At 50.4% G+C, this 12,044-nt stretch carries 11 protein-coding genes; 6 read left to right on the top strand and 5 right to left on the bottom strand.

Annotated features, from left to right (window positions below; genetic code table 11):
- The first annotated feature begins 8 nt into the window (after positions 1 to 8).
- A complete protein-coding gene (gene ytaF / locus TJ79_RS13850; RefSeq protein WP_040950898.1) occupies positions 9 to 632 on the top strand; it encodes a sporulation membrane protein YtaF in 624 nt (207 codons plus the stop codon).
- A 159-nt stretch (positions 633 to 791) separates the two neighbouring features.
- Complete coding sequence (locus tag TJ79_RS13845) at positions 792 to 1,364, top strand: hypothetical protein (protein WP_337588945.1); 573 nt, start codon at positions 792 to 794, stop codon at positions 1,362 to 1,364.
- A gap of 7 nt (positions 1,365 to 1,371) precedes the next feature.
- On the opposite strand, the gene TJ79_RS13840 is transcribed toward TJ79_RS13845, so the two are convergent.
- A complete protein-coding gene (locus TJ79_RS13840) occupies positions 1,372 to 1,635 on the bottom strand; it encodes a DUF2316 family protein (RefSeq protein ID WP_040950896.1) in 264 nt (87 codons plus the stop codon).
- Entirely contained in the window at positions 1,632 to 2,081 is a 450-nt protein-coding gene (locus TJ79_RS13835; protein ID WP_040950895.1) for a MarR family winged helix-turn-helix transcriptional regulator, read from the bottom strand. Before TJ79_RS13835 ends, TJ79_RS13840 begins: the two co-directional genes overlap by 4 nt.
- A 172-nt stretch (positions 2,082 to 2,253) precedes the next feature.
- Here TJ79_RS13835 and TJ79_RS13830 point away from each other — a divergent pair, with 172 nt between their 5' ends.
- Positions 2,254 to 3,753 carry an MDR family MFS transporter gene (locus TJ79_RS13830; RefSeq protein ID WP_052339585.1) on the top strand — a complete coding sequence of 500 codons (1,500 nt, stop codon included), beginning with the start codon at positions 2,254 to 2,256 and terminating at the stop codon, positions 3,751 to 3,753.
- Between the two features lie 113 nt (positions 3,754 to 3,866).
- A complete protein-coding gene (locus TJ79_RS13825; protein WP_040950893.1) occupies positions 3,867 to 5,828 on the top strand; it encodes an elongation factor G in 1,962 nt (653 codons plus the stop codon).
- A gap of 22 nt (positions 5,829 to 5,850) precedes the next feature.
- On the opposite strand, the gene TJ79_RS13820 is transcribed toward TJ79_RS13825, so the two are convergent.
- A complete protein-coding gene (locus tag TJ79_RS13820; RefSeq protein ID WP_040950892.1) occupies positions 5,851 to 6,840 on the bottom strand; it encodes a hypothetical protein in 990 nt (329 codons plus the stop codon).
- A 282-nt stretch (positions 6,841 to 7,122) separates the two neighbouring features.
- Here TJ79_RS13820 and TJ79_RS13815 point away from each other — a divergent pair, with 282 nt between their 5' ends.
- A complete protein-coding gene (locus tag TJ79_RS13815) occupies positions 7,123 to 7,935 on the top strand; it encodes a GNAT family N-acetyltransferase (RefSeq protein WP_040950891.1) in 813 nt (270 codons plus the stop codon).
- Positions 7,936 to 7,958: 23 nt separating this feature from the next.
- Here the strand turns inward: TJ79_RS13815 and TJ79_RS13810 are convergent, their stop codons facing one another.
- Complete coding sequence (locus tag TJ79_RS13810; RefSeq protein ID WP_238323011.1) at positions 7,959 to 8,933, bottom strand: EamA family transporter; 975 nt, start codon at positions 8,931 to 8,933, stop codon at positions 7,959 to 7,961.
- Between the two features lie 140 nt (positions 8,934 to 9,073).
- Here TJ79_RS13810 and TJ79_RS13805 point away from each other — a divergent pair, with 140 nt between their 5' ends.
- Complete coding sequence (locus TJ79_RS13805) at positions 9,074 to 10,630, top strand: hypothetical protein (RefSeq protein WP_040950889.1); 1,557 nt, start codon at positions 9,074 to 9,076, stop codon at positions 10,628 to 10,630.
- A 78-nt stretch (positions 10,631 to 10,708) separates the two neighbouring features.
- On the opposite strand, the gene TJ79_RS13800 is transcribed toward TJ79_RS13805, so the two are convergent.
- Complete coding sequence (locus TJ79_RS13800) at positions 10,709 to 11,992, bottom strand: histidine--tRNA ligase (protein WP_040950888.1); 1,284 nt, start codon at positions 11,990 to 11,992, stop codon at positions 10,709 to 10,711.
- Positions 11,993 to 12,044 lie beyond the last annotated feature (52 nt).

The following is a 12,044-nucleotide window of genomic DNA, read 5'->3' as shown; positions in this document are numbered from 1 at the left end:
GGTGACTTATGGCTTGGTTGCTTATTGCAGGATTTACGCTCTCATCCAGTTTGGATAACCTCGGTGTAGGCATTACTTACGGAATCCGGAAAATCCGGGTCGGTTTCGCATCAAACCTGCTGATCTCAATCGTTTGTTTCTTATTCAGCTTTTCGGGGATTTTGTTCGGAAAATGGATATCGGCCGTTCTTCCCGGAACACTTCCCGATATGCTGGGAGCATTTATGTTACTGGTTATTGGCTTCCGCATCCTCTTACTTGCGGTACCTCGCAGACAGCAAAATGGGACTAAGAGTAATTCAAACCCTAACGGAATTACGTCAACCTTGAAAAATCCTGAAACTGCCGATCTGGATAAATCAAACGATATCGGATGGTTCGAATCTATAATTTTGGGAGTCGCGTTGTCGGCAAATGCCCTGATCAATGGATTAAGTGCAGGAATGCTCGGCTTTTCTCCGTTGGTTCTTTCCCTTACTTCGGCAATCGGGAGCTTCTTAACGATATGGCTCGGAGTATGGATAGGGGGAAAAGCGGCGCACATCCGTATTGGTTCTTTTACGTTAGGGCAATTCGGAACGCTTATTAGCGGGATTCTCCTGCTTCTGATAGCAGCGCATAATTTTTTCTGACAACCAATTTAAGAAATGGTGGGCCTATCTTTAATGTGATATTCATTCTTTTTTAAGAATTGATTGTTATTGTTTTTGTAAAAAAGAAAGGAAACTAATATGCGGAGGACGAAAACCGTTTGGGTTCCAGCAGTTGTAGCTATTTTCATTAGTGTATGTTTGATTGCCTATTATTTTATCGCTCAGATGGATCATCCCAGGGTTCCATTTCCCGACAATGGAATCCGCCATATTCCTCCTCGCGCTGATAATGAGAATAGAGACCTGCAAGGCCTTTTCACAACAGCAGGAACGATCGCGGTTTATACGGCGGCCATTGGTTTTTCATGGTTCTGGTTCAAGAAAAAGCGTAAATCTCCTTCTTTGACCGTTCGTAAAATCGGGAAACTCCTCTATGCCGCACATAAAGGGTTGGGCTGGGCAACTTTGGCGCTTGGCGCTATTCATGGCACTTTTCAATTGATAAATAGGTTTGGTGATCATAAAATCTACTCGGGATTGGCCAGTTTTGTCCTGATGTTCATGATCATAGGGTATGGTATGTTTATCCCCAAGGTTCGAAACAAGTGGATGCGGACGGTACATCGATTTCTTGGGGTTATATGGGTTCCAGTCCTGATACTTCATGCCGGGGGATCCGCTATCATCGCGACTTGCGGAACGCTGGCAATAGGAGGCCTTGTTTGGGTTTTTGAAAGAGGGAAATTGCTTAGCAGTGAACAATCCGCATGAATCCTGCTTAATATCTGTACCAGATATTATGGATCAGCACGGAATAGGGGTAAGGCACTTTGCCTTGCCCTTTTATTTTGTTCTCCATATAATCGCGCAGCCGCCAAACGGTCTCCCCATGGGATGTAGGACCAAGGTTTAGGGTTTCTTCCAATTCCCTCAGGTCGAGGCCTAGGTCGGCTTTGATCTCTTCCGGGGTTAGTCCGGAAATGCGGTAATTTTCTTTTAGTTCGATACTGGTTTGTTTTCGTTGCTCGGCGGTTAAGCTCATGATTCTCCCTCCAAAATATCCGAGGCATTTTTGCTGATTTTTTGCAGCAGCCGCACAAGCTGATCGGTTTCCTCTTCCGTTAAGTCGGCGGTAAACTTGCGGTTGATTTCACTCAGAATCTCTTGGAGTACCGGGGCGAATTCCAATGCCTTGGCAGTCGGATAGAGCAATGAAGAGCGGCGGTCCTTCGGGTCCGCCTTTCGTTCGATATAGCCGGACTCCTCCAGAAGTTTCACCGATCGTGCAGTGGTCGCTTTGTCAAACTTTATCTCGCTTGTCATTTGATCCTGGGTGATGCCAGGCTTGCTTACGATCATCTTCAGAAAAAAATGCTGTCCACCGAGGCCGACATCATAAGGTACCAGCTCTTTGGCGATGATTTTTTGATGCAACCGATAGAATTGGGAAATCAGTTTACCGATGGGCACTTGTTCCGGGTTCACCATGCGCACTCACACCTCTTTCGTTAACGGGTTAGCGGTCAATGGGCTAGTATAAAAAAATTTTACATCAACATAGTTGCGTTCGCAACTAAAATAACGTACACTGGGTGCACGGATTTTGTTGCGTCCGCAACTATGTTGTGGCGCTGGCTCAAGAAACAGAAGGAGGATGTGGATGATTTCAAAAGAAAGCAAGACCGGGCTGGTTGTCACCGGTTTGTTATTGGGCTTGTTAATGTCGGCCATGGACAACACCATTGTTTCCGCCTCTATGCCGACGATTGTCGGCGATCTTGGCGGCTTGGCCCAGTTTATATGGGTTACTTCGGCTTATATGGTGGCAACCATGGCCAGCATGCCGATATTCGGCAAGCTGTCGGATATGTACGGACGGAAAAGGTTTTACTTGCTGGGGCTGCTGATTTTTCTCGCCGGCTCCGCCCTGTGCGGCACTGCGCAAAATATGGATCAGCTCATCATCTATCGCGCGATCCAAGGGATCGGCGGCGGCTCTTTGACGCCCATCGCTTTTGCCATTATTTTTGATATTTTTCCGCCAGAGAAACGGGGTAAAATGACGGGCTTATTCGGAGCCGTATTCGGGGTGGCCGGTGTTGTGGGGCCATTGCTCGGAGCTTTTATCACGGACCAGATCCATTGGCGGTGGATCTTCTACATTAATCTGCCCTTTGGCTTCTTATCTCTGTGGCTGATCGCCGCTTTTTACCGGGAGACGCTGCAGCTGAAAAAGCTCAAGATCGACTGGTTCGGCGCGTTAACCCTGGTTGGCTCCGTGGTTTGCCTGATGTTCGCCCTTGAGTTGGGCGGCCATCAATATGCATGGGACTCCGCGCCTATCATAACCTTGCTTGCCATGTTCGCCGTTCTTTTCATCGCATTCATTTGGATTGAACGCAAGGTTTCTGAGCCGATCCTCAGCTTCCGCTTGTTCAAAACGCAGCTATTCACGGCCACCCAAGGGGTCGCGTTCTTCTACAATTTTGCGTTCATTATCATCGCGGTACTCATCCCGCTGTTCGTGCAATCGGTATACGGAGGGACGGCGACGAATTCCGGTATCATTCTGATTCCGCTAATGGTGGGCTCGACCATCGGCGCCCAAGCAGCGGGCCAAACGGTTCGATTCTTCAGCTATCGCGGCATTATGCTTGTTTCCGTTCTGATCTTTTTCACGGGGATGGCTCTGCTCGGAACCATTGATGTGCATACCACCCGGCTGATGTTAACGGTCTTCATGGTGATCGCGGGCTTCGGTATGGGGTGCTCGTTCTCCTTGACCAGCTTGGCGACGCAGCACAACATGGAACCGCGGCATCGGGGTATTGCCACGTCCACGAACACCTTTTTCCGGACTCTCGGGACGTCCCTTGGAGTGACCATTTTGGGCACGATCCAAAATCATCTGTACCAGTCCAAGCTATCCGGCTCCTTGGGTGCGGGGCAGGGGGCTGCCGGCGGGCTTGACGCCCAATCGGTCTTCTCGTCCAGCTCGAAAGATGCGCTCTCCCCGGACGTTCTCCATCAATTGGCTAAAGCTATGGCATCTTCGGTATCTTCTACGTTTATTTGGGCGCTGGTCCCTATCGGTATCGGGTTTCTTTTCATCCTATGGATGGGTAGTGAGCGGCTGGTACCGCGGAATAAAGCTATGTAGCGAACAGGCATAAGCACGGCGAACCGCCGCGTTTATGCCTTTTTCATAGGCGTTGGAGAATGATATGATGAGAGCGGCAGGTAGGGAAAGAAAGGCGGTTAACCAGAAAAACCATGAAACGGATAACCATCGGCATGATTGCTCACGTGGATGCGGGAAAAACCACCCTGGCGGAGCAACTGCTTTATCATACCAACAGTATTCGCGAGCGGGGTAGGGTCGACCATAAGGACGCTTACCTCGACAGCCATGAGATCGAGCGGGCCAGAGGCATCACGGTGTTCGCGGACCAAGCCTTCATGTCCTATAAGGACGCCGCTTATTATTTGATCGATACCCCCGGGCACGTCGATTTTTCACCGGAAATGGAGCGGGCTGTCCAAGCCATGGATTACGCGGTTGTCGTGGTCAGCGCAGTGGAAGGGGTGCAGGGTCACACCGAGACGGTGTGGCAGCTGCTTCACAAGCACCGGATTCCCACGTTCTTTTTTATCAATAAAACCGATCGGGTAGGAGCAGACGCGGAACGGGTCCTGGAGGACATACGTCTGCAGCTGACCCCGGACGCATGCCTGATTACCGGCAACTTCGCCAATGGCGAAGTGGGAGAAGAACTGCGGGAAAGCATGGCGGAGCGGGACGAGGGGCTGCTGGAGGCATTTCTTGCGGGAACGGAGGATCGGAGCTTTTGGCTGGAGGCGCTTCAGGAGATGATTCGCGGCTACCGGTTGTTTCCGTGTGCCTATGGTTCCGCGCTGCAGGATGTCGGCGTGGTGGAGTTGTTGGAGCAACTGCATCATCTGACAACGACGGATTATCACGAACACGAGCAGGCTCCCTTCGGAGGCAGGGTCTATAAAATCCGCCATGACGCTAACGGCGTACGGTTGACGTATGTCAAAGCCTTAAGCGGTGTTTTGAGGGTTCGCGACGAATTGGTCTACCTCATGGGCGAGGAACGGATATGCGAAAAGGCGACGCGGCTCCTCCGAGTGAGTGGGAGCAAGTCCCAGGCGGTGGATCAGGTGGCGGCAGGAGACTTGTTCGCGGTTGTCGGGCTTACGGGAGCGGAGACCGGTCAGGGAGTTGGTTCCTCTTCAGACAAGCTTGACTATGAGATGGTGCCGACGCTGACCTCAAAGGTCGAGTTTGCCGATACGCTGAACGTGAAGGATGTACTGAAGGCTTTTCAACTGTTGACTGCGGAAGATCCGTCGCTGAATGTCATCTGGGAAGAGAGCTTACAGGAGATTCACATCCACGTCATGGGGCTCATCCAACTGGAAGTGCTGCAGCAGGTGGTGAAGGACCGGTTTCAGCTGGACGTCGTCTTCGGCAAGCCGGATATTCTATACAAAGAGACGATCGGGAATCCGGTAAAAGGCTACGGCCATTTTGAGCCGCTGCGGCATTACGCCGAAGTGCATCTGCTTCTGGAGCCGGGGGAACGGGGCAGCGGCATCGCCTTCGAAAGCGTGTGCCATGTAAACGAGCTAAGTGTCGGCAATCAAAATCTGATTAAAACCCATCTGTTCGAGCGGGACCACCACGGGCTGCTTACCGGCATGCCGCTGACGGATATCCGCATTACCCTCCTAAAAGGAGCGGCGCATAATGAGCATACTCACGGCGGAGATTTTCGCGAAGCGGCGTTCCGGGCGCTCAGGCAAGGTCTGGAAAAGGCGGAAAACCTTCTACTGGAGCCTTACTACGCGTACAAAATCAAGGTGGAGCTGGATGAGCTGGGCCGCGTGCTGTCGGACATTCAACGGGCATCGGGAGCTTTCGATCCGCCGCAAACAACAGGCACTCACGCCGTCGTCATGGGCAAGGTTCCTGTTGCCACTTTTATGGATTACAGCACGGAGCTTGCCGCTTTTACCCATGGGAAAGGCATTCTTCATTTGGCTTTTGCCGGCTATGAGCGCTGTCATAACGAACATGAGGTCATCGAAAGCAAAGGATACCGGAAGGATGCAGACCCGCTGTACACGTCCACCTCGATTTTTTGCGCGAAGGGAAGCGGCTACTCGGTGCCTTGGGACGAGGCGGAGGCGAAAATGCATTTGCTGTAGCACGTCTTGTTATTGACTTATGTCACGCTTTCTTCAATAAAAACAGAGTATAGATCGTATCAATTTCATGGGATTCTTCCAAAACCCACGAGGTTTGGCTTAAAATTCGCTGTAACCCTTCCAGTCCAAGATATTGGATTTGCACGCCAATAAACTCTGTAAATCCCAGGTATCCCGCATTTACATGCTCCCGGTCGAAAATTAATGACCCCGTGACCCGGGCGTCCTCCGGGGAATTGATAAAGAAATGGTTTAAATTTTCAATGATATCGGAATCCGAACCGTACTCAAAAAGACCGCCCTCTGATGAACAGAGCTGAATCCAACCGGAACGTTCCAAACTCATCTTTTGTAATGCCTCCGGTTGGCTCCAGTCATAATGAATCGTATTGAGGGTAATGTCCAAGCCATGGAAGCGTTCCCCTGGCTGCTTCAAAACATCGATGCACCGTTTTGCGAAATTGGGGCCGAAGGTATCGATATCTAAAATGTTAATCTCAATTTTCCGTCCCTTGAGTAATTCCGAGTCCGACTCCTGAATGAGAATCAGGGTGTTGATACTGTCGGTAGCGGACCCACCAGCGATATTGAAGAAACAAAGGTTCCGTTCAGGGAATTGCTTAAGCTGGGGCAGCAAAATGCTCGATTGGCACCGGCAAAGGTCTCTCAGCCTGATCCGAAGTCCCATGAAAGAGGTTTGCTTCACCGCCCACTTGTCCCGGAAACCCATTTTTATCCCCCGGCTTAAATTGGGGCCAAGTTTGTACAGCAAAGTACGCATGCCGCTGAGATAGGAATTGTCAACATTCGACATTTTCACAAAGATGTTCTGGATAAAGCCAGGCATCTTTTTTAATGATTCAATGCTCCGGGCCGACTTGAGGCAGTTCAAATGATAGGCCTGTTCATCAATACTTGCGTTGAAAAGGGGATGTGTAATATCCAGGATGGGTAATTGAATGTCATTCTCGAAAACCGCATGGGGAATTCGCTGATTTTGATTTGCATTCATGGTTTTCAACTCCACCTCATAGAACGATGATTTTTGATCTCTACTTCATTTTTGTTCCATTACATAAAGCTCTTGCAGGGTAAATAGACTCTCGTGTCGAATATACGGCCTAGGGACTTCACCTCGTCTCATTAGTTTGTTTGGTTCTATATGAATTCCATATTTTGGTGATAAACTCCTTTTTCTATGTCTTAAAAATCCTATCGTATCAAGCCTACCGCGGAGAAGACTCCGTCCCGATGGGGACGGTTTTTTTATATTCAAAATCCAGGAGGGGTGTACATGTTGCAACGGTTTGATGGAGATGACCCGGTATTAAAGAGCGAGAGGTTTCTTGCCGATGAAGTAAGGTACAATTTGGTCCACCGGATTTGTGAATCCCATGATGCGGTGTGTTTGAAAACGCCGGATGACAGCATGATTTATGCTCAGTCAGTGGGGCGGAAAGGCTGGCTTTGGATAGCGGATGACCTTGCGGAGGACAGAAAGGACGAGCTTCTATCGGAGCTTACAGGTGATCTCCAAGGAGCGTCAGTGCCCGGGATATCCGGGGCTCCCGAGACAGTCGAACGTTTTGCCCAGATATATACCGAGGCTAATCGTCTTCATTGGTATACCCAAATGGAGATGGAAGCGTATGTTTGTGCGGATGTGAAGAAACGCCTTCCTATTAAAGGAGGGATGCTTCAAGCGGCGGATGCGGGTCATGTGGATACGGTTGCGGGGTTTTTAGCCGGCTTTTCGCAAGATAGATACGGCATGGCGGTTGATCGGGCCAGTCAGCTCCCGGTGGCGGAGGACATGGTGGGAACAGGAGGCCTATATCTTTGGATGGTGGATGGTATCCCGGTTTCCATGGCGAATATCGCGCATCGTTCCCCTAGGCATGGCAGAATCAACGCCGTTCACACTCCTCCCGAATTCCGGAAAAAAGGATATGCCAGTGCCGTAGTAGCTGGTCTCTGTTCTCGGCTTGCTGTGGAAGATCTTATCCCGATGCTTTATGCAGATGTAAAAAATCCGGATGCAAACAAGGTGTATCAAACCATCGGGTTTATGAAAAAGGGGAAAGTAGTGGATATTGCCTTTCGATAGCCGTGAAAAGGAATTCGGGCCAGTCAGAAAACGATCAGCAGGAGCAGGGTTCCGCAAACGATCAGAGTAAGGCCGACCATTGATTTTTTGGAGAGTTTCTCTTTAAAAAATACGTATGCAAACAGGACCGTAACCAAAATGCTCAGCTTATCGATGGGGACCACGAGGCTGGCTTGTCCATCCTGCAGTGCGCGGTAATAACACAGCCACGACAGCCCTGTAGCCAGTCCGGAAAGAACGAGGAACAGCCAGCTTTTTTGTTCGATATTCTTGATTTCTTTTCCTTTTCTGGTCGCCAGCACAATGATCCATGCCATGAACAGTACGACGAGGGTGCGGATGGCGGTGCCCAAATTGGATTCGACGTTTTCGATTCCGACTTTGCCGAGGATGGACGTTAACGCGGCAAACAGAGCCGAAAGCAAGGCGTATATCAGCCAAAGGCGATTCGGCGCCTCCTTTTGCGCGGAGTCTTTTTTCTGGATCATCAGATAAGTCCCTGCCGCGATGGCGCACATGCCGAGGACTTTGTTAGCCGTGAGCGGTTCCTGCAAAAAGGCGATGGCCAGCACCATGGAGAGAACCGTACTAGATTTATCTATCGGCACGACTTTATTAATATCGCCAATCTGCAAAGCTTTGAAATAGCAAATCCACGAAAGTCCAGTGGACAAGCCGGAGAGGAATAAGAACAACAAGCTTTTTCCGCTGATATCGGCAACGGTTGTTTGGGAGCCCACAAGGAATACGATGCCCCAGGCAAAAACAACGACGACCAGAGTGCGAACCGCCGTGGCTAAATTCGAGTCGATGTCTTTGATTCCTAGCTTTGCCAGAATCGCCGTAATGCCGGCAAATAAAGCGGATAAAAAGGCGTAAATCATCCACATAGCGAGATTTCCTTTCTCATCGGTTTCGATCTGATCTTTCTTATGATACGGAATATGGTACAGTAGGATAGAAACAGTTAGATTGACGATACCGGTTCTATACCCCACAAATGGTTGGTAAACGCACATGCATCCGCTCAGCGTTTGTATGGCGGAAGAATGGATTGGCAACAATGGTAGTGGCCTTTACAGGCTCTATTATAGCAAGAATCGGCAAAGACAATGAGAAGAGAGCAGGATTAGTTTAAATGAAAACGAATCAAACCGAACGTTATCGCTTTAGTGAGGCACCTATTTGGAATATCCAGCGGAGTTATTATGAAGAAAAAGGGCTGCAGGCTTGGACCAATGACCAAGTCCCGCAATACATCACGAGTAATCCGATGATCGCGATGTCTTATGCCGAAATGATTTTTGCGTTTCTTCAGGATCGAGGGAGCAAGGGAGCTTGCTCAGAGCCTGTCTATATCGTGGAGCTTGGGGCGGGTACGGGGCGCCTTGCTTACCATATTATGCATGAACTGTACCGACTGAGAGACTATGCGGGTACGGGGGTATCGCTGCCTCCGTTCCGCTATATTATAACGGATCTGGTAATGAGCAATGTGCTCTCCTGGAAGGAGCACCCCGCCCTTCAATCGTTTATTGCCGAAGGAGATCTGGATGTCGCACGGTTTGACGCTGTTCATGATACGGCTCTGGACCTGGTCGTCTCAGGCAAAACCATTCGCGAGGGCGATTTAAAGCAGCCTGTGATCGTGGTCGCCAACTATTTTTTTGACAGTATCCCGCAAGAGTTGCTTTATGTAGGCGATGGCCGGGTCTATGAGACTGATGTGTTCGTCGAGTATCCGGACCAGAAGGATTCGCTGAATCCCTCCGAACTATTGAGTCAAATCTCCTTGCGTTACGAGCATCGGAAGGCGCCTGAGTATGAACAAACGAACTATCCCTACCGTGATGTCATTGCGGTTTATCAAGAGCAGCTAGAGGATTCGCATTTCTTGTTTCCTGTCGCGGGATTGACTTGTTTGGAGCGTTTGAATCGGCTGTCCCAAGAGGGATTCCTCTTAATCACCGCTGATAAAGGGGATCATTTGCTGGATAACTGGAAGTTTGCAGAACCGCCGGAGTTGATCTTGCACGGAAGCTTTTCGTTTACCGCAAACTATCACGCGTTTCAGTATGTTTTTGAGCAAAAAGGAGCCCTAGCGTTATTCCCTCCGCATCACTATAAAAACATCAACGTCGGCTTTATCCTCAATACGAATGAACCGATGGACTATCTCAACACAAGATTGGCTTACCGCCGATGGATGGATCGCTTCGGTCCGGATGAATTTTTTAGCCTGAAGCAATGGGTTGATCCGAACATCGAGCATATGGGTCTGCAGCAAATCTTGAGCTTTTGGCGGCTGGGCGGCTATGATGCGGAGTTCTTTATTCAGAGTGCGACGCGGATCTCCAGTCTGCTGGGAGAAGCGGACGATGAAGAAAAGCAGGATATATGGCAAGGCATTCAGTTGATGTGGTCGTCGTACTTTGTGATGCCGCAGCGTTACGATTTGGCGCTGGATACGGGATTGCTGCTGTATGAGATGGACCGGTATGAGGATTCCAAACGGTTCTTGGAACTATCGGTGCAGCAGGAGCAGGATGAGGTCGTTTCAACGGTGTTTTATTGTCTGGCCATCTGCTGTTTCGAATTAGAGTTGGTGGAGGACGCCTTGACCTACACGCGAAGATTATTAGAGCTGGAGCCGGATCATGAAGAGGCTTTGGCACTGCTGAAGCAATTTGAGTAACGAGGAAGTTAAGTCATGCTAAAAAAAGCAGGCGTTCAGTAGTTCAGAACAGCCTGCTTTTTGCCTTCCGAAACTCCCTTACATAATCGCTTTCGTAAGAATGTGGACGGCTTCTTCAAGAGGAAGAACCCGCTCCGTCCCGGCGTTCATGTCCTTGAGCCGCAGCATCCCTGCGGCTACTTCGTCTTCGCCGATCAGGATGACATACTGCGTCCCGCGGGTTGAGGCGGTGGCCAATGCGTTCTTGAGCTTGCGCCCCGTTACTTCGACGCTTGTGCGGATTCCGCCTGATCGGAGCAGGGCCGCCGTTTGCAAGGCTGCGGCAGCGGTGTCTCCGATGGGAATGACGGTTACGTCTGCTTTTGGAGTTTCCACGTTGCGATCCGCCAGGAGCGCCATGATGGCTTCCATGCCGAAGGAAATTCCGACGGCAGGGTAGGGGAGATCCTCCCGGCCGACAAGGGTTCCGATTATAGCGTCATACCGGCCGCCTCCGCCCAAGCTTGAGGACAAGGAGCCGGAAGCGTCGAAGATTTCATATATCGTACCTGTATAGAAAGATAAGCCCCGGGAGAGGAACGGGTCAAACCGGCACGTTTCTTCGAGACCAAGCTTGTGAAGCAAGGCTTGAAGGCGTAGCACCTCCTGCGCGCCTTTCGTTTCCCGGATGGCATAGATAGAGGATAGGCGTTCGAAGGTCGGGTTTTCCATTTCCATCATTTCCGCCAGAGCGGAAACGGCTTGGGCATCAAGTTTTTTGTCTGCTAACTCCTGCAGGACTCCGCCCCGTCCGATTTTCTCCAGCTTATCCAAGGTCAGCATGACGGAAAGCTTATCTTCGGGCTGCACCCCGACAGCTTCCAGCACATCGCCCAAAAACCGCCGGTTGTTCCACCGCAGGATAATGGGAATCTCCAGTCGGGCAAATCCTTCGACGGCTACCTGCATGAGTTCCGCTTCCGCCTCAGGTCCCGGAATGCCGACGACATCGACATCGCATTGCAGGAATTCCCGCAGGCGTCCGCGCTTGACGGGTCCGTCGCGGAAAACCTTGCCGATCTCATAGCGCTTGTAAGGGAAGATCAGACCTGGATTTTGGGCGACTACCTTGGCAAAAGGAATGGTCAAGTCATAGCGAAGCCCAAGCTTTCGTTCGCCCTGATCGGTCAACTGGTACATTTCTTTGACGATCTCATCCCCTCCGGCGTATTTCGCGGTAAGCAGCTCGCGTTCATTCAAAATGGCACTGTCCATCCCGTCGAAATCATACAGCTCAAATACCTCCGCCAGCGTGTTCTGCACCTTTTTCCTCAGCGCCTGATCTTTGCCGAAGAAATCGTACGTGCCCTTTACGTTTTGCATACCCGTCACCCTTTCTCTTATTGGAAAATAAAAAACGCGCCGGACCTCTTGG

It is taken from the genome of Gorillibacterium massiliense (assembly GCF_000455485.1).
Taxonomy (GTDB): domain Bacteria; phylum Bacillota; class Bacilli; order Paenibacillales; family NBRC-103111; genus Gorillibacterium; species Gorillibacterium massiliense.
The sequence above is the reverse complement of the archived record's forward strand: the minus strand, read 5'-3'. Positions and strand labels throughout refer to the sequence as shown.